Origin of the sequence: Microbacterium sp. NPDC012755, from assembly GCF_042901325.1 — a bacterium.
GTDB lineage: Bacteria > Actinomycetota > Actinomycetes > Actinomycetales > Microbacteriaceae > Microbacterium > Microbacterium natoriense.
The window spans coordinates 918,339-938,345 of the sequence record NZ_JBIBCT010000001.1; the positions used below are offsets into that span (position 1 = coordinate 918,339).

General features: G+C 70.0%; 18 protein-coding genes. 3 read left to right on the top strand and 15 right to left on the bottom strand.

The features are described 5' to 3' along the window. Position 1: 1 nt before the first annotated feature. The 6 genes from rpmG to ACFY5A_RS04375 all read right to left on the bottom strand — a co-directional run bounded on the left by rpmG (position 2) and on the right by ACFY5A_RS04375 (position 5,990). Positions 2-172 carry a 50S ribosomal protein L33 gene (gene rpmG / locus ACFY5A_RS04350; RefSeq protein ID WP_017203558.1) on the bottom strand — a complete coding sequence of 57 codons (171 nt, stop codon included), beginning with the start codon at positions 170-172 and terminating at the stop codon, positions 2-4. Then, complete coding sequence (rpmB, locus tag ACFY5A_RS04355) at positions 172-408, bottom strand: 50S ribosomal protein L28 (RefSeq protein ID WP_017203559.1); 237 nt, start codon at positions 406-408, stop codon at positions 172-174. The genes rpmG and rpmB overlap by 1 nt, the downstream gene beginning before the upstream one ends. 365 nt (positions 409-773) lie before the next feature. Then, positions 774-2,105, bottom strand: a complete 1,332-nt coding sequence (locus ACFY5A_RS04360; protein ID WP_387232006.1) for an ABC transporter substrate-binding protein — start codon at positions 2,103-2,105, stop codon at positions 774-776. A gap of 68 nt (positions 2,106-2,173) precedes the next feature. Further along, the gene (locus ACFY5A_RS04365; protein WP_105677433.1) at positions 2,174-3,073 is read right to left on the bottom strand and encodes a carbohydrate ABC transporter permease; all 900 of its coding nucleotides are present in this window, start codon (positions 3,071-3,073) and stop codon (positions 2,174-2,176) included. After that, positions 3,070-3,984: a carbohydrate ABC transporter permease gene (locus ACFY5A_RS04370; RefSeq protein ID WP_387232008.1), complete on the bottom strand. Its 915-nt coding sequence runs from the start codon at positions 3,982-3,984 to the stop codon at positions 3,070-3,072. The genes ACFY5A_RS04365 and ACFY5A_RS04370 overlap by 4 nt, the downstream gene beginning before the upstream one ends. Further along, a complete protein-coding gene (locus ACFY5A_RS04375; RefSeq protein WP_387232010.1) occupies positions 3,981-5,990 on the bottom strand; it encodes a beta-galactosidase in 2,010 nt (669 codons plus the stop codon). Before ACFY5A_RS04375 ends, ACFY5A_RS04370 begins: the two co-directional genes overlap by 4 nt. Before the next feature lie 140 nt (positions 5,991-6,130). Here ACFY5A_RS04375 and ACFY5A_RS04380 point away from each other — a divergent pair, with 140 nt between their 5' ends. Beyond that, complete coding sequence (locus ACFY5A_RS04380; protein ID WP_341940945.1) at positions 6,131-7,141, top strand: LacI family DNA-binding transcriptional regulator; 1,011 nt, start codon at positions 6,131-6,133, stop codon at positions 7,139-7,141. Here ACFY5A_RS04380 and ACFY5A_RS04385 read toward each other — a convergent pair. Genes ACFY5A_RS04385 through ACFY5A_RS04405 form a run of 5 tightly spaced genes read right to left on the bottom strand, consistent with a single transcriptional unit; the run spans position 7,081 to position 12,198 of the window. After that, positions 7,081-7,803: a DNA-3-methyladenine glycosylase gene (locus tag ACFY5A_RS04385; RefSeq protein ID WP_105677437.1), complete on the bottom strand. Its 723-nt coding sequence runs from the start codon at positions 7,801-7,803 to the stop codon at positions 7,081-7,083. The two genes, ACFY5A_RS04380 and ACFY5A_RS04385, sit on opposite strands and share 61 nt — an antisense overlap. Next, positions 7,803-9,986 (bottom strand): hypothetical protein, encoded by a 2,184-nt coding sequence (locus ACFY5A_RS04390; RefSeq protein ID WP_387232013.1) that lies wholly within the window; start codon positions 9,984-9,986, stop codon positions 7,803-7,805. The genes ACFY5A_RS04385 and ACFY5A_RS04390 overlap by 1 nt, the downstream gene beginning before the upstream one ends. Next, positions 9,976-10,740: a TIGR03943 family putative permease subunit gene (locus ACFY5A_RS04395; RefSeq protein ID WP_223585588.1), complete on the bottom strand. Its 765-nt coding sequence runs from the start codon at positions 10,738-10,740 to the stop codon at positions 9,976-9,978. Before ACFY5A_RS04395 ends, ACFY5A_RS04390 begins: the two co-directional genes overlap by 11 nt. Continuing rightward, a complete protein-coding gene (locus tag ACFY5A_RS04400; RefSeq protein ID WP_341940941.1) occupies positions 10,733-11,773 on the bottom strand; it encodes a permease in 1,041 nt (346 codons plus the stop codon). The genes ACFY5A_RS04395 and ACFY5A_RS04400 overlap by 8 nt, the downstream gene beginning before the upstream one ends. Beyond that, positions 11,770-12,198 carry a Fur family transcriptional regulator gene (locus ACFY5A_RS04405; RefSeq protein ID WP_105677287.1) on the bottom strand — a complete coding sequence of 143 codons (429 nt, stop codon included), beginning with the start codon at positions 12,196-12,198 and terminating at the stop codon, positions 11,770-11,772. The genes ACFY5A_RS04400 and ACFY5A_RS04405 overlap by 4 nt, the downstream gene beginning before the upstream one ends. A 283-nt stretch (positions 12,199-12,481) precedes the next feature. On the opposite strand from ACFY5A_RS04405, the gene ACFY5A_RS04410 reads away from it, so the two are divergent. Further along, positions 12,482-13,768 (top strand): bifunctional GNAT family N-acetyltransferase/ATP-binding protein, encoded by a 1,287-nt coding sequence (locus tag ACFY5A_RS04410; RefSeq protein WP_341940940.1) that lies wholly within the window; start codon positions 12,482-12,484, stop codon positions 13,766-13,768. A gap of 121 nt (positions 13,769-13,889) precedes the next feature. Here the strand turns inward: ACFY5A_RS04410 and ACFY5A_RS04415 are convergent, their stop codons facing one another. The 3 genes from ACFY5A_RS04415 to ACFY5A_RS04425 are packed head-to-tail and all read right to left on the bottom strand — an operon-like array spanning position 13,890 to position 16,545. Then, positions 13,890-14,732: a metal ABC transporter permease gene (locus ACFY5A_RS04415; protein WP_105677282.1), complete on the bottom strand. Its 843-nt coding sequence runs from the start codon at positions 14,730-14,732 to the stop codon at positions 13,890-13,892. Beyond that, positions 14,729-15,556, bottom strand: coding sequence for a metal ABC transporter ATP-binding protein (locus ACFY5A_RS04420; RefSeq protein ID WP_387232016.1), 828 nt, complete (start codon positions 15,554-15,556; stop codon positions 14,729-14,731). The genes ACFY5A_RS04415 and ACFY5A_RS04420 overlap by 4 nt, the downstream gene beginning before the upstream one ends. Beyond that, positions 15,553-16,545, bottom strand: coding sequence for a metal ABC transporter solute-binding protein, Zn/Mn family (locus ACFY5A_RS04425; RefSeq protein WP_341940938.1), 993 nt, complete (start codon positions 16,543-16,545; stop codon positions 15,553-15,555). Before ACFY5A_RS04425 ends, ACFY5A_RS04420 begins: the two co-directional genes overlap by 4 nt. Positions 16,546-16,684: 139 nt before the next feature. Between ACFY5A_RS04425 and ACFY5A_RS04430 the strand changes: the two genes are divergently transcribed. Continuing rightward, positions 16,685-18,226: a serine hydrolase domain-containing protein gene (locus tag ACFY5A_RS04430; RefSeq protein WP_387232018.1), complete on the top strand. Its 1,542-nt coding sequence runs from the start codon at positions 16,685-16,687 to the stop codon at positions 18,224-18,226. Positions 18,227-18,311: 85 nt separating this feature from the next. Here ACFY5A_RS04430 and ACFY5A_RS04435 read toward each other — a convergent pair whose 3' ends face one another. After that, positions 18,312-19,991 (bottom strand): glycoside hydrolase family 13 protein, encoded by a 1,680-nt coding sequence (locus ACFY5A_RS04435; RefSeq protein ID WP_387232020.1) that lies wholly within the window; start codon positions 19,989-19,991, stop codon positions 18,312-18,314. Positions 19,992-20,007 lie beyond the last annotated feature (16 nt).

Below are 20,007 nucleotides of genomic sequence, written 5' to 3' on the forward strand. Positions count from 1 at the left end.
ATCAACGCTCCTCTCGGAATTCGACGTGCTGACGGATGACCGGGTCGTACTTCTTGAGCACGAGGCGGTCGGGAGTGTTGCGGCGGTTCTTCTTGGTGACATAGGTGTAACCCGTGCCAGCGGTCGAACGCAGCTTGATGATCGGACGGACGTCCTGAGCCTTCTTGGCCATTAGAGCTTCACACCCTTCGCCTGGAGGTCCTTGACCACGTTCTCGATGCCGCGGACGTCGATCACCTTGATGCCCTTGGCGGACACGTTGAGCGTGATCTTACGACCGAGCGACGGAACGAAATAGGTCTTCTTCTGCACGTTCGGGTCGAAGCGGCGCTTCGTCCGGCGGTGCGAGTGCGAGACGTTGTGACCGAAGCCGGGAACAGCTCCAGTCACCTGGCACACTGCTGCCATGATGTGACTCCTTCTATACCGTGAGACCGGACGGCCTCACCCAAGATCCCTTGTCTGCGCGCAACCCTCCACCCGCCGATTCCTCGGCCGCAGAAGGGGGAAGCACACGAACTGCGCACAGGAGTGTGCGCAGACAAAGAGACAGTTTAGCACGCTCCACGCTCCACGCTCCACGCTCCACGCCTCACGCCCCACGCCCCACGCCCCACGCCCCACGCCCCACGCTCCACGCGAGAGGCCAGCAACTGCCGGATGCCGAGGGCTCGACCCCGCACTCTGCGACCCCTCACGCGGGAGGCACGCGAAAGTTCACGCGACGGGCACGCGAGAGGCCCGCCCGCGCGCGGGCGGGCCTCAGGACAGTGCTACTCCGTGACGGGGATCGACGCCGCCTTCAGGGCGTCGATGGTCTTCTCCTGCCCCTTCTTCAGCGCATCGCCCAGCGTGCCGTCACCGGACACGGCGGCCTTGAACCCGTCGGAGACGTCGGCGTAGGTCTGCGTCATGGTCGGACCCCACGCGAAGTCGGGCGAGACCTGCACGGCGGCATCCGCGAAGACGTCGTAGATCTTCTGGCCGCCGTAGAACTCCACGCCGTCGGCGTAGACGGGCAGCTTCAGGCCCGCCGTGGTGGCGGGGTACAGGTTGGCCGCCTCGGCGAGCGCGGTGATCGCCTCGTCCGAGGTGTTCAGCCACAGTGCGAACTTCGTCGCCTCGTAGAGGTGCTCAGTGCCCTTGAGGACGGCGGTGGACGATCCGCCCCAGTTGCCGGCGGCGCTGTCGCCGGCCTTCCACTGCGGGAGCGGGGCGACGGCCCAGTCGCCCGCGGTGTCGGGGGCTCCGCTGGAGATGGAGTTGGCGCCCCACACGGCGGAGTTCCACGTCCACACCTGACCCGAGTTGTACGCGTTGTTCCACTCGTCGGTCCAGGCCGGAACCGTGGCGACCAGGTCGTCGTCGATCATGCCCTGCCAGAAGTCGGCGACCGTGGTGGTGGCGTCATCGGTCAGCGTGACGTCCCAGCCCGCGTCGTCGCTCGAGAACCACTGGGCGCCCGCCTGCCAGGCGAAGCCCGCGAACTGGTTGATGTCGGACTGCGAGAAGTTGGTGATGTACCCGCCCAGCGCGCGGATCTTCTCGGCTGCCGCACGATACTCGTCCCAGGTGGTCGGGATCGCGATGCCGTTCTGCTCGAACAGGTCGGCGCGGTAGAACAGCGCCATAGGTCCGGTGTCCTGCGGCACGCCGTAGATGCCGTCGGTGCCGAGCGTCACCTGTCCCCACGCCCAGTCGACGAAGTCGCCCTCCGCCGCCACGACGTCCTTGCACGCGCTGAGGTCCTCGACGCCGTCCTGCACCAGGAAGTTCGGCAGGGCGTCGTACTCGATCTGGCCGAGGTCTGGTGCGTCTCCCGCCTTGATCTGGTTGAAGAAGTTCTGGTACGTGCCGCCGTTGCCGTTGGGGCCGGTCTGCACCTTCACCTGGATGTCAGGGTTCTCCTTGTTCCAGATGGCGACGACGTCTTCCATCCCGGGGACCCAGGTCGTGAACTCCAGGGTCACGTCTCCGCCTGCGGGCGTGCACGACGCGGCGCCGTCGCCGCTCGAGGTTCCGTCTCCGCCGCCTGCGGAGCAGCCGGTGAGCGCGAACGCCGCGATCGTGACGACGGCGGCCGCCTTCTTCTTCGAATGCTGCATTTCTTGTCCTTTCGTGAATGCGAGGGTGGTGGTGCGATGCCGGGCGGCGGGTCCGCCCGGCATCCTGCTCACTTGAGCGCGCCGGCCCCGAGGCCGTTGCGCCAGAAGCGCTGGAGCAGGAGGAATGCGACGATGAGCGGGATGACCGAGAGCAGCGCTCCGACGAGCACGAGGCTGCGCAGCTCGGGGATCTGGCTCAGCTGGGTGTTCCAGTTGTAGAGGCCGTAGGTGACGGGGAAGAGCTCTTCGCTGCGCAGCATGATCATCGGCAGGAAGAAGTTGTTCCAGATGCCGACGAACTGGAACAGGAACATCGTCACCAGCGCGGGGGTCATCAGTCGGATGCTGACGGTGAAGAACGTGCGGATCTCGCCCGCGCCGTCCAGCCGGCTGGCCTCGAGCAGCTCGTCCGGCACCGACTGCGCCGCGAAGATCCTGGCGAGGTACACCCCGAACGGGCTCACGATCGAGGGCAGGAAGACCGCCCAGAACGTGTTCGTCAGCTGCACCTGGCTGAACAGCAGGAACAGCGGCAGCGCGAGCGCGGTGGCGGGCACGAGCACTCCGCCGAGCACGATGTTGAACAGCGTGTCACGGCCGGGGAACCGGTACTTGGCGAGCGCGTACCCCGCCATGGCCGCGAGCAGCGTCGCGATGGCGCCACCCAGAGCCGCGTACAGGATCGAGTTCCACAGCCACTTCAGGTAGATGCCGTCGTTGTACGCGAACACGGCCCCGATGTTGTCGAACAGCCGGAAGTCCGCGAACCACAGCGGCGCCGTGGTGAGGATGTCGCCGGTGTCCTTGCTCGACGCGACCAGCAACCACCACAGCGGCATCAGGAAGTAGAGCGTGAAGACGACCATGATCAGCATGGCCCCGGCGCGCGAGATCCCCGACTCCCTGATCGGCGACTTCCCGGATGAGGCCTTCACTCCGCCCGGAGCGACGATCGATGCGGTGCTCATGCGTTGTCCTCCTTGCGCTGCATGTACTTCATGAACCCGAAGGAGAGCACGAAGGTCGTCACCGCGAGCACGACCGAGAAGGCCGCGGCGAGGTTGGTGTTCGGGATGGATGCCGTGGCGTACACGGTCATGTTCGGGGTGAACGTGCTGGTCACCGCCGAGCTGAACGAGCGGAACACCTGGGGCTCGGCGAGCAGCTGCAGCGTGCCGATGATCGAGAAGATCGCGGTCATCACGATCGCCGGCCGCACGAGCGGGATCTTGATCGACCAGGCGACGCGCCACTGGCCGGCGCCGTCGAGCCTGGCCGCTTCGTACAGCTCCTGCGGGATCGCGAGCAGCGCCGAGTAGATGATCAGCATGTTGTAGCCGACGAACACCCAGGTGACGATGTTGGCGATCGACCACAGCACGAGGTCGGCGCCGAGGAAGTCGATGTTCTTCGTCAGGGCCGTGAAGGGCGAGAGGTTCGGTGAGAACAGCGACCCCCACACGATCGCGGCGATCACGCCGGGGACCGCGTACGGCACGAAGAAGGCGAGGCGGAAGAACCGCCGCCCCTTGACCAGCGGGGAGTCGAGCAGGAGCGCGAAGAGCAGCGCCAGGCCCAGCATGACCGGCACCTGCACGACGCCGAACATCAGCATGCGCCCCATGGACGCCCAGAACGCCTCGTCCTGGAAGACCAGCGCGTACTGGGCGAGACCGCCGAACACCTGCTCGGCCTTGCCGAAGGTGCCGTCGCGCTTCACGACCAGCAGCGACTGCCAGAACGCGTACACGATCGGCACGATGTAGAACAGCGTGAACAGGATGCCGAAGGGCACCAGTAGCATCGCGATCGCGCGCTTGTGCGGAATCCGGCGTCGGCGCATCTGCGCGCCGAGCGGTGACGCGAGCGTCGTCGTCATGCGTCCTCCTTGATGATGCGGACCGCCCCGGCGGGGACGGTTCCGGTGGTGGGAGCGCCGGTGACGAGATCGCGGCCGGTGGCCGTGATCTCGATGTCGCTGACGCCGTGGTTGATGATGAACAGGTAGCTGCCGGACTCCCCCGCGCGGCGGACGATCTCGACGTCGCGGCCGGCTCCCGGCTGCGGCGCGACGTCGGCCGATGTCGCGATGTCGGCGATCAGTCGTCGATAGTCGTCGCGGCTCGGCTGGCTCGCGAGGTACCATGCCTCGCCGCCGCCGTGCCGACGGCGCGTGATCGCGGGACCGCCGGCAGCCGGACCGTCGACGTAGGACGCGACGATCTCGGCATCCGTCGTCGTGAGGCGCTCGCTCCACGTCGATGCCGTCGTGCCGTCGCTGAGGGCGACGGTCTGTCCGGGGAGCAGCGGCGCGAACTCCTCGGAGCGGATGCCGAGGAGGTCGCGGAACGCCCCGGGGTAACCGCCCGTGCGCACCCTGTCCTCTTCATCGACGATGCCGCTGAAGAACGTGATCACGGCCGTGGCGCCGTTCTCGACGGCGCGGGCGATGGCCGCGGCATCCGCATCGCTGATCAGGTGCAGCGCCGGGACGACGAGGAGGCGGTAGCGGTCGAGAGCGCCGCCGGGGCGCACGACGTCTGCGGTGATCCCCGCATCGGCCAGCGCGGCGTGCGCGGCGTGCACCTGCTGCAGGTACTCGAGCCCCTCGCTGGGGCGCCCCTCGCCCTCCGCCGCCCACCAGCTCTCCCAGGAGAACAGCAGGGCGGCGTCAGCGACGACCTCGGTGCCGGCGAGTTCCCCGAGCCGGTCGAGGATGCCGCCGAGCTCGACGGACTCCCGCCACTGCGCGGAGTCTTCACCCGCGTGCGGGAGGAGCGCCGAGTGGTACTTCTCGGCGCCCTGCGTCGACGCCCGCCACTGGAAGAAGCAGATGCCGTCGGCTCCTCGGGCGATGTGGGCGACGACGTTGCGTCGCAGCTCTCCCGGGGCCTTCGCGAGGTTGTAGGGCTGCCAGTTCACGGCGCCGGTCGAGGTCTCCATGAGGAGCCAGGGCGCACCGCCCGCGAGTCCGCGTGTGAGATCGGCGGCGAAGGACAGCTCGCCGCGGGCGTCGTCGAGACGACGGTCGAGGTAGTGGTCGTTGGCGATCAGGTCCATGTCGGACGCCCACGTCCAGTAGTCGAGGTTGCGGATGTGGGCGGTGACCATGAAGTTCGTCGTGACCGGCCGGTCGCTCCGCGCACGCAGGATCTCGGCTTCGGCGCGGTAGAGCGCGAGCTGCTCGTCGGAGCTGAACCGCTGGAAGTCGAGGACCTGGCCGGGGTTGCGCAGCGACAGCGCCTGTGCGGGAGGCCGCACCTCGTCGAAGGCGCCGTAGCGCTGGCTCCAGAACGTCGTGCCCCATGCCCGGTTGAGCGCGTCGATGTCGGCGTAGCGTGCACGGAGCCACCCGCGGAACGCCTCGGCGCTGGCATCGCAGTAGCAGAGGGCGTTGTGGCATCCGAGCTCGTTCGAGACGTGCCAGAGCGCGACGGCGGGGTGATCTCCGTAGCGATCCGCGACGCGGGTCACGAGTTCGGCGGCGTACGCGCGGAACACCGGGGAGCTGGGGCAGTACGCCTGACGTCCACCGGGGTGGAAGACGGTGCCGTCCTCGCCGACCGGCAGGATCTCGGGATGCCGGGCGGTGAGCCAGGGTGCCGGGGATGCCGTGCCGGTGCCGAGGTTGATGCGGATGCCGCCCTCGTGCAGGAGTCCGATGATCTCATCGAGCGCGGCGAAGTCCCACACCCCCTTCGCGGGGTTGATCGACGACCAGCCGAAGATGTTGATCGCGACGAGGCCGATCCCCGCCTCCTGCATCAGACGCACGTCCTCGGGCCAGACGCTGCGGTCCCACTGCTCCGGGTTGTAGTCGCACCCGAAGACGAGTCCGCGCCCCTCGGTGAGCGAGGAGATGCGGGTGGACACGGCGGCGGCCATTCGGTGACGCTCCTTTGCGAGAGATGTGTGCACGTGCACAGATTCAACCGACGAGAAAGAGGGTCAGATTTCTGTGAACGTGCACACATAGTCGCAGGTGTCGGCGGATCACGTCAAGTCCTGATCGATAGGCTGTGCACATGACCTCGTCCGGACGCCGTCGCAGCACCGTGCACGACGTGGCGCGCGTCGCCGGCGTCTCGCGCGGAACGGTCAGTCGCGTGCTCAACGGCGGCTACGTGTCCGACGCCGCGCGCAGCGCCATCGAAGACGCGATCAGCGAGGTCGGGTACGTGCCGAACACCGCCGCGCGCAACCTCGTGCGGCAGCGCACGCAGGCCGTCGCGTTCATCGTGCACGAGCCCCACGCGCTCTTCCTCGAGGACCCGAACATCGGGGCGATCATGCTCGGGGCGAACGAGACGCTCTCCGAGGCCGACTACCAGATGGTGTGCCTCGTGGTCGACTCCGTGCGCGACACCGAACGCGTCGCGCGCTACCTCAACGGCGGCTTCGTCGACGGCGCCGTCATCGTCTCGGCGCGCACGCAGGACCCGATCACGAAGGCCGTGATGCGCCTCGATCTGCCCGTGGCCTACGTCGGCCATCCGCCCGACGTCGACGCCGCCTGGGTCGGCATCGACAACCGCGGAGCCGCACGCACGATCACCTCCCGGCTCGTGGCGACCGGCAGGAAGCGCGTCGGCATGATCGCCGCCGCTCTCGACAGGGACTCGGGCACCGACCGCCTCGCCGGCTTCACCGATGCGCTCGGCGACGCCTTCGACCAGAACCTCGTCGAAGAGGTGCCGCTGTACTCCTACGCCGACGGGGCATCCGCCATGACGCGCCTGCTCGAGCGCGCTCCCGACGTCGACGGGGTGTTCGCGGCCTCAGACGCGGTGGCCGCCGGCGCCATGTGGGCCCTCCGCGAAGCGGGGCGACGCGTGCCGGAGGACGTCGGGGTCGTCGGCTTCGACAACAGCACGTGGGCGACCCGCACGACGCCGCCGCTGTCGACGGTGGACCAGCCGGCCGAGGGGCTGGGGGCGGCAGCCGCGGCATCCGTCCTCTCCCAGCTGGGAGACGATCAGCGTCCGCGGGAGGGCATCCTGCTCGACGCGCCCGTGGTCTGGCGCACCTCCGCCTGAGCGTCCCTCGCGCCTCTCCCCCACCGGAACGCCGAGACCGTCGGGTCGCCGGCGATCCAGAACCGCCAGGGGAAGGCATCCGTTCCCGCCGCTCCGGCGACGCCGACCCGCGGCCCCGACGCGACGTCGGCCACCGGCGTCTCTGCCAGCCACAGCTGCGCCCTCGCCCCGTGCCATCCATCGCCGGAGACCGCATCGATGCCGTCGTGCAGCGGATGCCGCAGACCCGACGCCTGCCCGAACCGCCCAGGCCCCTTCGCCAGATCCCGCAGTGCGAGCGGCGTCAGCGGAAGGTTCGCACCGCGACGGAGGGCCGCGGCATCCGCGCCTCCCGTGACCTCGCCGGCGCGCAGCAGGATCCCGCCCGCCTGCCCCTCCGGCCCTGCGACCACATTCACGCAGGAGTGGATGCCGTGGCTCAGGTACACGTACAGATGACCCGGCTCTCCCCACATCGTCGCGTTGCGGGCCGTGCGGCCCATGCGGGCGTGCGAGCCGGGGTCGGGGATCTCGCCCGTGCCGTGCCCGTGGTACGCCTCGACCTCGGTGAGACGCAGGCGCACCTCCTCCTCGCCGACGACCGTGCGCAGCTCGGCGCCGAGCAGACGCGGGGCGACCTCGAGCGGCAGACCGCTCAGATCGTCCCGGGTCGCGCGGCGCATCAGTAGTGCGGGGCGGTCGCGCACCACGAGGCGTCGAAGCCGGTCAGAGCGACCAGCTCCTTGCCCGTGCGGAGGTCGAACAGGTGCGTCTGGACCGTCTGCGGAAGCGGCAGCAGCATCTGATCGTAGGGGTTGTCCGCGAGGTTCGGGGCGATCGCGACGGCGGCGTACTGGCCGCTCGGCGAGGCGCACGCCTGCAGGATCGAATCGCTCGGCCCGACCTCGGCGATCTTCACGGCCTTGCCGTCGTCGCCGACCCGGACGATCGCCTGCCCGTTCGGCATCCCCGTCTCGTCGAGGGATGCCACGTGGCGCAGCGTGCCGCCGGGGAACGGCGTGATCGTGCTCGCCGTGCCGTAGTCGGGGTCGGATGCCGCGAGCGGCTGCTCCGTTCCGTCGGTGAGGTTCAGATCCACGACCGAGCCGTCGAGGCGCTCGATGACGGCCGTGTACGTGCCCCGGGAGACGCCCTGGATGTCGGTCGCGAGACCCAGGGACTGCACCCCCGAATCCGCGGAGTGGTCGATGAGCGAGAGCGCACCGTCGAAGTCGATGAACAGCATCGCGGCGGAGTCGGGCACGAACTGCCAGACGAGGATGTTCGCCTCCTTGTCGCCGACCTTGACGATCGTCGGTTCCCCGCCGGAGAGGGGCTGCGTGACCAGGACGCTCGCGCGTCCCTCGGTGTCGCTGAGCTCCTGGTCGGAGTAGGTGTAGCCGACGAGCCCGCCGCGGTCGGACACCTGGATGGAGCCGATGTACCCGACGCCGGGGAGCTTCAGCTCGCGCTTGTTCGAGCCGTCGCGGTTCATCACGTACAGCTTCGAGACCTCGTCCTCCTCGACGGAGACGACGAGGAGGTTCGAGGTGGCGCGGAAGTCGTTGATCTTGTCGTCAGAGAACACCGGAACGGCCTTCTCCCCGGTGAGATCCGTGCGGAAGATCGTGTCTTTCTTCTTCGCGTCGCGCTTGAGCAGGAAGATCGAGGACTCCGGCGTCGTGAAGCTCTTCGTGAGCGTGGTCGTCGGCCCGCCGCCGGCGCCGGTGACCCCGGCGACCGTGATCGTGTACTTCGTGGAGTCGTCGAGCGGAACCGTGAAGCGGACGCCGATGCCGCGGCCCGAGGCGTCGACCGTGAACGGCACGGCGGGCTTCACGGTGACCTGGGAGTCGTCGATCGGAGCGAGGGACTGGTTCGCCGTGAGGATCACGCGGCTGCCGCTCGACTCGATGGCGTGCATCGGGTCGACCTGCGTCGCGGTGATGCGCGGCCCCTGCGTCAAGCTCACGGCGCCGAGCCCGGCCCCGACCAGCACGAGGATGCCGAGCACGGATGCCAGTGCCAGGGCGAAGCGCCGCGAGGCGCCGGACTTCTCGGACGTCGGGGCGGACTCTCCGGTCGTTGTGCGAGCGGAGGCGCCGGTCGCTGACGAGGACTCCTCGGTCGTCGAGCGAGCGGAGCGAGACGAAACGCCCGCACTCGTGCGCGCGGCCTCGGCCGGGGCTTCATCCGACGTCGATGCCGGACACGGGCGTGTCGTCTCGTCGCTGCGCTCCTCGCTCAACGACCGGGTGGCGGAGTCGGTGTCGGTCGACCGGGTGGCAGAGTCGGTCGCCGACCGTGAGGCGAACTCGGTCGAGGACCGGGCGAACGGGTCGATCGCGGAAGAATCGGTCGTCGAGCGAGCGGAGCGAGACGACACGTCTGCAGGTCGATTCGCGGCCTCGGTCGCTGCGGCCGCTGCGGCGGCTGCCTCGACCATCGCCGCCCGCATCGCCGCCTCGCGCTCGTCTGCCGGCTCGAAGCGCGAGCGGGATGCCGGAGCATCCGGGGTGGACTCACGGGTCGACGCAGCGGGGGCGGGCTTCTCGGGGGCGGGCTCAGCGGCATCCGCGGCACCGCCTGCGAGGGCATTGGGCTCCGAGGGAGCCGCTGCAGACGCGCGCGCGGTCGGCGCCTCACCGGCACCACGGGCGTCCGCCTCAGCGGACGGCACCGCGGAAGGCGCGACCGACGGCGCATCAGCGGATGACGAACCCGCGGTGGGGTTCGGGTCGACGGCATCCGCGCCCGACGCATCAGCGGCAGCGGCAGCGGCAGCCTCCGCCTCTCGCGCCGCACGCATCTCGGCGCGCGTGCGCGGCACCGCAGGGGTGTCCGGCCGCTCGTCGTCAGTACTCATACGGATCCCCCGGCTCGTCGATCGCCTCGACCGAGGTGGGCTCGACGTGCAGTGCGCCGTCGGCATCCGCCTTGACGGCTCCGGTGACCTTGACCCACTGACCGGTCTTGAACTCGCCGGCGGTGATCGTGACCGGGACGTTCGCGGGCTGCGCGTCGATCACGCAGTGCGTGATCACGAGCCGGGTGAGGTTCACGCCCTTGCTGCCCTGCGGGGTGATGAAGCCGGTGAGGGTCACGGTCGTGCCGTCGAAGGCGGAGGTGTTGGTGGAGGTCGCGAAGACGCTGGCCCAGTCGCCGACCCCGAACTTCGTGGTGTCGGCGACGCCGAGCGTGACGTCGTCGGCCCCGGCGAACAGCGCGGAGGACTCGCCCGCGCGCGACATGGCGAGCTCGACCGAGAGCGAGGCGGGGGGCAGCACGAGCGCCGCGACGACGACGCCGGAGGCGATCACGCCTCCCGTCACCGTGGCTGTGGCCGCCAGAGCGCCGGGGCTCGCATGCTCGTGGCCGTGATCGTGCCCCTCCTCCTCACCGAGCGGCAGGGTGCACGACCAGATCGCGCCGATCAGGGTCACGACGGCGGCGGCACATGCGAACCACACCGACTCCGGGCTGATGTAGAGCGTGAGTCGACCGGTGACGCCGAGCCCGAGGGTCACGACGGCGAGCACGGTCGCGAGGCCGATGCCCAGCCACCGGGAACCCAGCGAACGGGCCCGGGACGGTGCGTGAGTGTGCGCGGACTCAGACAAAGACGTTCACCCCGATCCCGATCGCGAAGGCGGCGAGCACCACGACGCCGACGATGCCGGCCAGGGTGCGGGTGGTGAACGTGGTGCGCATGAGCGCGAGCATCTTCACGTCGACCAGAGGACCGACCAGCAGGAACGCCACGAGGGCGCCGGCCGAGAACGTCGAGGCGAACGACAGCGCGAAGAAGGCGTCGACGTTGGAGCAGATCGCGACCGTCATGGCCAGGGCCATCATCGCCACGATCGACAGCACCGGATTCGCGCCGATCGCGAGCAGCACGTCGCGCGGCACCAGCACCTGCACGGCCCCGGCGAGCGCGGATCCGATCACGAGCGCCGGCATCACGGCGCGCAGCTCGACGAGGAACTGCGTGAGACTGCGGCGCACGGGCGTGCCGGGCTCGTGCGACACCCGCTCGCACGTGTCGACGAAGCGCTGGGTGAGCAGGGCGTCGGGAGAGGGATGCCGGCTGTAGATCCAGCCGATCAGGTTCGCGATGAGGTAGCCGCCGACGAGGCGGGCGACGAGGATGCCGTCGTCGAAGCCGAAGGCCGCGTGCGTCGTGAGGATCACGATCGGGTTCACGATCGGCGCCGCGATCAGGAAGGTGAGCGCCTCGGCGGGGGCGAGACCGCGCATCATGAGACCGCGGGCGAAGGGCACGTTGCCGCACTCGCACACCGGGATCAGCATCCCCAGCAGCGACAGCACGGCCCGTCGAGCCCACGCCCTCTTCGGCAGCCAGCGGTGGATGACGTCGGCGGGCAGCCACACCTGCACGACGATCGACAGCAGCACGCCGAGCACCACGAACGGCAGCGCCTCGATGAGGACGCTCATCGCGAGGGTCAGGCCGTCCTGCGCGCGATGCGGCAGGGATGCCGTGTACAGCGTCGGCAGGAAGCGGTCGACCAGGAACAGCGCGGCGACGATCGCGGCGCCCAGGCCCACGCCGATCCACGGAGAGCGCGGCGGGCGTGCCGAGCGGTGCGCGTGCGGAGCGGGCGGCGCCGCGGTGGCGGAGCTGCTCACGCGCTCGCTTCCTCGAGGTCGGTTCGAGCCGCGGCGGCCTTCTTCGAGCACGGGGTGCAGAGTCCGAAGATGTCGACGACGTGCGCGGCATCCGTGAATCCGTGCAGGGCTGCGGTGCGATGCGCCCACTGCTCGACGTCTTTGGCCTCGATCTCCACGGTCAGACCGCAGGATCGGCAGATCAGGTGATGGTGGTGCCCCTGGGTGGTGCAGGCGCGGTACAGCGCCTCCCCTTCGGGGCTCTGCAGCGAGTCGGCGTCGCCGGATGCCGCGAGCCCGGCGAGCGCGCGGTACACCGTCGCGAGGCCGATGCCGGTGTTGTCGTCGCGGAGGCTCGCGTGCAGGCTCTGCGCGCTCACGAATCCGCGGGCGTCGGCGAGCGCTTCGCGCACGCGTTCGCGCTGCCAGGTGTTCCGCTGAGCCATAAGGAGAGTCTAATCGCCGGTGTTCTCCCCGGCCTGGGAACCGTCACCCGCCCTCCCGTCGCCCCCCGTCACCCCCCGTCGACTCCCTGTGAAGTCGACGAGTGCACCGGATCTTCACGTCCATAGACCGTGCACTCGGCGAGAACCCGTGCACTCGACGGCAGGCGAGAGGATGCCGGGACGGTGGGGGCGAGAGACGCGGGAGCGGGGAGTGTTACGGGCGGGTTCGGCCGGGGCGCATCCGACTCGGTATCGTTGCGGCATCCGAGACGAGGGAGTCCAGATGACCGGCTGGCGACTGCGCGAGTTCCACAACGACGATCTGGGCGGCATCCTGCACCTGTGGGAGGAGCTCAAGCGCGCCGGCATCGAGCCGGTGTACGACCTCAGCGAGGTCGTCGCCTCCTGCCAGAAGGACCACGCGATCGTCGCGGTGCACGGAGACGATGTGATCGCCGCCGTCGTCGGACGCGCGGCTCACGACCAGGGCTGGGTCGTGTTCTTCGCGATCGACGAGGCCTGGCGCGACCGCGGCATCGGCTCGGCGCTCCTCGGCGCACTGGAGAAGAGCATGGCGCCGCACGGGCTGACGAAGCTCTCGGCGCTGATGCCCGAGGTCGAGACGCGACTCGCCGCCTTCGCGGCGCGGGGGTTCGAGTCGAAGCACCACCTGAAGTACTTCGAGCGGCGCATCCCGGTGCAGCGGCAGGAGCTCACCTCCCTCGCCGAGCTCGGCGGCCGCCTCATGCCGCGCGACCTGTGGGAGTCGGTGTCGGGCATGCGGCGCGAGAAGGAGATCCTGGAGCAGCGGCTCGTGCTGCCCCTCGCCGAACCCGACCTCGCGGAGAGCTTCGGCGTCGTGCCACCGCGCGCCGTGGTGCTGTTCGGCCCTCCCGGCACCGGCAAGACGACCTTCGCGAAGGCCATCGCCTCACGTCTGGAGTGGTCGTTCGTCGAGGTGTTCCCCTCGCGGCTGGCCGCCGATCCGAAGGGCCTCGCCGGCGCGCTGCGGGAGACCTTCACCAAGATCTCCGAGCTGGAGCACGCCGTCGTCTTCATCGACGAGGTCGAGGAGATCGCCGCCCAGCGGTCCGGCGAGCCGCCGTCCCCGCTGCAGGGCGTCACGAACGAGCTGCTGAAGATCATCCCGACCTTCCGAGAGCAGCCGGGCCGTCTCCTGGTGTGCGCCACGAACTTCATCCGCGCGCTCGACAGCGCGTTCCTCCGCCACGGACGCTTCGACTACGTCATCCCCATCGGGCTGCCCGACCGGGCGGCGCGGGCGGCGATCTGGCTCCGCTACATCCCCGCACAGGTGTCGGATGCCGTCGACATCGACATCCTCGTCGACCGCACGGAGGGCTTCTCCCCCGCCGACATCGAGTTCGCGGCGCGGAGCGCCTCGCAGCGCGCGTTCGAGGTGGCCATCGCGTCGGGCGCCACGGCATCCGCCCCCGACGGACCGAGCACGCAGGACTACCTCGAGGCGATCGCCGGCACCCGCACCACCGTCTCCCCCGAGACCGCGGCCGAGTTCCTGGAAGACATCGAGGCGCTCGCCCGGGTGTGACTCCCTGGTCGCGGGCTGCACGGTTCACAACTCCTCAAGAAACGCGAGGTCACGACTCAGCGGCAGCGGATTCCCGCTGGCGATCGCACCGCCGCGCGCCTTCCTTGAGGAGTTGTGGACGTCAGGCCCGGCGCACCCGCCCGCGCACGCGCTGCACGAGCCAGCACACGACGTAGATCAGGAACGACAGCGTGGTGATGTAGGGGCTCACCGGGAGGGTTCCGGCGAGCGCGAGCAGGATGCCGCCGACCGCCGCCGTGAAGCCGAACAGCGCCGCGAGCAGCGGCACGGCCAGCGGCCCGGCGGTGACGCGCATGGCGGCGGCTGCGGGGGTCACCAGCAGCGCCATGACGAGCAGGGCGCCGATGATGTGCACGCTCACGGCCACGATCAGGCCGAGCAGCACCATGAAGATCAGGCTCACCGCGCGCGTGGGCACGCCGCGCGCGGCCGCCGACTCGGGGTCGAGCGAGTCGAACCGCAGCGGGTTCCACATGAGCAGCAGGCCGAGGAGGACGACCAGACTGATGCCGATCAGCCAGCCGAGGTCGGGGCTCGACACCGACACGATCTGCCCGGTGAGCAGGCTGAACCGGTTGGCGCTGCGCCCGTCGTAGAGCGACAGGAAGAGGATGCCGAGTCCGAGCCCGAACGGCATGAGCACGCCGACGACCGAGTTGCGGTCCCGCGCCTTGGCGCCGAGCAGCCCGATGAGGATCGCGGCCACGAGCGCCCCGCCGAGGGATCCGGCCACCACGCTCCCGCCGAACAGCAGGGCCGCGGCGGCGCCGGCGAACGAGAGCTCGCTCACTCCGTGGACGGCGAAGGCGAGGTCGCGCTGCATCACGAACACGCCGATCAGGCCGCCGACGATGCCGAGAACGGCGCCGGCGATGATCGAGTTCGCGAGGAGGGCGACGAGCTCGCCGTAGTCCTGGAAGGAGAAGACGTCGCCCCAGTTCATGCGGCGCCCTCCTCGTCGTGCGCGTGGTGAGGCTCGACGTCAGGGACCCCGACGACCACCAGCCGGTCGCCGGCCCTGAGCACGAACACCGGGGTGCCGTAGAGATCGGTGAGGACCCTCGTCTGCAGCACCTCGTCGGGGGTGCCGAGCACGAAGCGTCCACCGGCGATGTAGAGGATGCGGTCGACCCTGCCGAGGATCGGGTTGATGTCGTGCGTGACGAACAGGACAGCGGCCTCGCGGTCGCGTCGCTGGCGGTCGATGATGTCGGTCACCGCGACCTGGTTCGCGAGGTCGAGAGCGGAGAGCGGCTCGTCGCACAGCAGCAGCGAGGGCTCGTCGGCCAGCGCCTGACCGACGCGGAGCCGCTGCTGCTCTCCCCCCGACAGGAGTCCGACCCGGCGCTCGGCGTAGTGCGCCGCGCCGACCGCCTCCAGGAGCCGGTCGACCTTCGCCCGGTCGCCGCGGTGCGGCAGCGGCAGCCCGAAGCGGCTGCCCTGCACGCCGAGGGCGACGAGGTCGCGGGCCCGCATGCTGGTGTCCGCGGGGATGGACCGCTGCTGCGGGATGTACCCGATGCGCGGGTTCCCCCGGCGAACGGGCTCTCCTGCCACGGTGATCGTCCCGGCCGACAGCGGCTGCAGACCGAGGATGCTGCGCAGCAGCGTGGTCTTGCCCGAGCCGGAGGGCCCGAGCACCGCGATGAACTCGCCGGGGTTCACCGTGAGGTCGAGCCCCGACCACAGCTCTCGGTCTCCGCGGTGGAGAGCGGCGCCGCTGATCTCCAGCACGGGCGCGGCGACGCCCTCCCCGGCGGCGCTCACGGGGTGACGGCGGCGGCGAGGTTCTTGATCGCGTCACGCATCCACTCAGCGTACGACGATCCGTCCTGCAGCAGCTCCGAGAAGGACACGACGGGCACGCCCGCCTCCTTCGCCGCGTCTTCGACGCGCTGCGTCTCGGAGCCTCCGGTCTGCGCGTTCACGAGCAGGGCGCGCACCGAGCCGCCCTTGATCACGTCGAGCGCCTTGAGCAGGGTGGCCGGTGCGACGTCCGTGCCCTCCTCGACCGACTCGGCGAACCCGTCGGGGGTCGCGTCGGTGAGTCCTGCGGCCTCGACGAGGTAGCCGGGCAGCGGCTCGGTCATGAAGACCTCTGCTCCTGCGGCCTCGGTCTTCAGCGTCTCCAGGTCGCCCTCGAAGCCCTCCAGCTCGGCGGTGATCTTCGCGGCGTTGGCCTCGAAGTCGCTCTTGCCATCGGGGTCGAGCTCGGTGAGCTCCTCGGCGATGGCCTCCACGACGTGGGTCATGGTGTGCGGGTCGAACCAGACGTGCTCGTTGAAGCCCTCGATGTGGTCGTGCCCTGCGTGGCCGTCGGCCTCATCGCCGTGGTCGTGGGCGTGGTCCTCGGCATCCGCGTCGTGTCCCTCGTTGCCGGGGTAGTCGTGCGAGTACTCCACCGCGGTGACGACGGCCGGATCCTTGGCGTCCTCGAGCAGCGTGTCGACGAACGCGTCGTAGCCTCCGCCGTTCTCGATCACGAGGTCGGCCTTCTGCACGGCGAGGCGGTCGCGGGCCGTGGCCTCGTAGGAGTGCGGGTCCTGCGCGGCGTTGTCGATGATCGAGGTGACGTCGACCCGGTCGCCGCCGATCTCCGCGGCGATGGATCCGTACACGTTGGTCGATGCGACGACGCGGATGCCGTCGGCATCCGCTCCCCCCGTGGGCGAAGCCCCCGAGGTCGACCCTGCGCAGCCCGAGAGCGCGAGAGCGGCGACGGAGACGAGGGCGAGAGCGGTGAGGGGCTTGTGCATGCTCCCACTCTAAACGCTAATGAGAACCATTATCAAATCTTCGTCGTGTTGCACACGCCGACATCGATTCTCGGTCGTCCGGGACATTGTGTCGCGCGCCGCGGCACGGGAGCCTGGACGAACAGACCGAAGGAGCCCCATGTCCAGTGAAACCTTGGCCGTCCCCCTCGTCGATCAGCTCGACGCCTTCTTCGGGCAGTACACCGCAGCGGGTCAGGCCCGGGGGCTCGTGTACGGGCTCGTCGGCCCGGACGGACTCGAGCACAGCCGGGGGTTCGGCGCCGTCGACGCCGACGACAGGGCGCCGGATGCCGACACCGTGTTCCCGATCGCGTCCATCACGAAGAGCTTCGTCGCGCTGGGGGCGCTGCTGGCCAGGGACCGCGGTCTTCTCGACATCGAGGCGCCGATCACGGACTTCTTCCCCGAGTGGCACGGCACCGTCGGCGACGAGCCCGCCGCCGCGCCGACCCTGCGACAGTTGCTCAGCATGAGCGGCGGTCTCACCGAGGACAACTCCTGGGTCGATCCGTTCCTCGGCCTGAGCGAGGCCGAGCTCGTGGATCGGATCAGACCGGGTCTCGCCTACAGCAACCACCCGGGAACGGTCTTCGAGTACTCGAACATCGGCTTCACGATGGCAGGTCTCGCGGTCGCCCAGGCCGTCGGCATGCGCGTGGAGGACTGGGTCACGGAGGAGATCCTGCGCCCGCTCGGCATGACCCGCACCTGGTTCGACAACCGCGCACCTGACGGCGGGTTCCGTCGCGCGGTCGGCTACTCGCTGGATGCCGACGGGAACTGGGTGGCCTTCCCTCCCCAGGTCTCCGATGCGATGGCCGCCGCCGGCGGCATGCACTCCACGATCAACGACCTCGGCATCTGGGTGGCGTTCCTCGCGGCGGCGACCCGTCCGGGCGGCGATGACGCGATCGTCGCCAGGGCGACGCGGCGCGAGCTGCAGCGCATCCATCAGGTCGACATCCCGTCGCTGCAGGCACGGCCCGAGGGGACCTGGAAGTTCGTGGCGGGAGGCTACGCGCTCGGCCTCTTCGTGCGCCACGACCTGCACCGCGGGTCGATCGTGTCGCACAGCGGCGGGCTCCCGGGGTTCATCCTGAACATCGTGTGGCACGCCTCCTCCGGCACCGGGGTGATCGTGCTCACCAACAGCCACCGCGGCAACCCGGTCGGGCTGTCCGAGGATGCGCTGCTCCGCACGCTCTCCGTCAACGCCACCCCGGCGCGGGTGGTCCGGCTGTGGCCGGAGACGCGCCGGCTGATGGCCGCGGCCGACGGGCTGGTCCGCTCGTGGGACGACGGCGCCGCGGCCGAGATCTTCGCCGACAACATCGACTTCGACCGCCCACTCGCCCAGCGCAGAGCGGCGATCGACGAGCTCATCGCCCAGGTCGGCGGACTCCGCGAGGGGTCCGATGCGCCCGAGATCCTCTCCTCCGCCACGCCGGCCGACGTCACCTGGTCCCTCCCCGGCGTCCGGGGCGAACTGATCTGCATGATCCATCTCACGCCCGTGCAGCCCGCGCAGATCCAGGAGTTCGAGGTGATCGCCGTCGACCGCACGGTGCCGCGCAGCGCCCGCCCCACCGACATCTCCGCCCGACGCCGCGCATACGTCACGCCGACCGTGAGCTCGCTGCCGAACACCGCGGTGGTGTGAACCGGCGCCACCTGGCCCCGCAGGGCAATGCGGGCCCGCCGATCTCGACGACCGGCGGGCCCGCAGCGCGTGCAGCGGACGGGGGTCAGCCGATGAGGCCCGCCGGGGCGATCCACACCGTGGACTCGCCAGGCACCGCACCGCCGTCGACGGCGCCCAGCACGACGTCGACGGCATCCTTCCCGAGGTCGAACGGCTCCGTGCCGAAGTTCGTCACGACCTGCCAGCCGTTCGGGCGGGCGAAGCGCAGCACGTCGGCACGGCCGGTCTCGATCCACTGCAGGCTCTCGTCGGCCTGCAGCACCCGACGCAGGCGCAGCGCCTCGCGGTACAGCGACAGCGTCGACGAGGGATCCGCGGCCTCGACGTCTGCGGCGAACGCGGCGAACCACGCCGGCTGCGGCAGGTGCGCCTCGACGGCCCCGAATCCGAAGGAGGGTCCGGATGCCGTCCACGGCAGCGGCACGCGGCAACCGTCACGGCCCAGTCCGTCGAACTCGCCGCCGCGGAAGAACGTCGGGTCCTGACGCTCCTCCGGTGTGATCTCGGCGACCTCCTGGAGGCCGAGCTCCTCGCCCTGGTACAGGTACGTGCTGCCGGGCAGGCCCAGCAGCAGCAGGGTCGCGGCGTGCGCGCGACGGAGGCCCTGCTCGCGATCGATGCCCTCGTCCGGCCCCCCGGCGGCGACCCATTCGGTGCCCTGCTTGACGTGTCGTCCGTTCAGCGCCGGCAGGCCGTAGCGCGTCGCGTGACGGGTGACGTCGTGGTTGGAGAGCACCCAGGTCGTCGAGGATCCCGTCGCGTCCGACTGCGCGAGGTTGTCGGCGATGATCGTGCGGAACTCTTCCGCGTCGAAGTCGGCGACGAGCAGGTCGAAGTTGAACGCCTGCCCCAGCCCCTCGGCGGAGGCGTACTTCGCGCGGCGCTCCGGCGTCGACACCCACGCCTCGGCGACGGCCGTGCGCGGCGGGTCGTACTCGTCGAACACGCGGCGCCACTCGGCGTAGATCTCGTGCACGTCGTCACGGTCGATCAGCGGGTGGTTGCCGTCCTGCGGGATCGCGTCGAGCTCTGCACGGCTGGGCAGCGGCTCGCTGAGATCCTTCGTGAGCATGTGGGCGACGTCGATGCGGAAGCCGTCGACCCCGCGGTCCGACCAGAAGCGCAGCGTCGTCAGGAAGTCCTCGCGCACCTCGGGGTTGTCCCAGTTGAGGTCGGGCTGCTCGACGGCGAAGTTGTGGAAGTACCACTGCCCGTCCTCGACCCGCTCCCAGGCGGAGCCGCCGAACACCGACACCCAGTCGGTCGGAGGAAGCTCGCCGTTCTCGCCCTTCCCCTCGCGGAAGATGAAGCGCTCACGGGCGGCGGAGCCGCGCCCTGCGGCGAGCGCCTCCTGGAACCACGCGTGCAGGTCGGACGTGTGGTTGGGAACGATGTCGACGACGACCCTGATGCCACGGGCGTGGAGGGCTGCCACCATGGCGTCGAAGTCCTCGAGCGTGCCGAGGCGGGGGTCGACGTCGCGGTAGTCGGCCACGTCGTAGCCGCCGTCGGCGAGAGCCGAGGGATAGAACGGGCTGAGCCACACGGCATCGATGCCGAGCTTCTCGAGGTAGTCGACGCGGGAGAGGATGCCGGGGATGTCGCCCAGGCCGTCTCCGTTCGCATCGGCGAAGCTCCGCGGGTAGATCTGGTAGACGGCGGCCTGACGCCACCATGCGGCGGTGTCGGCGGTGCGGGTCTCGACGAGGAGAGCGTCGGTCATGAGGGGTCGTGCTCCT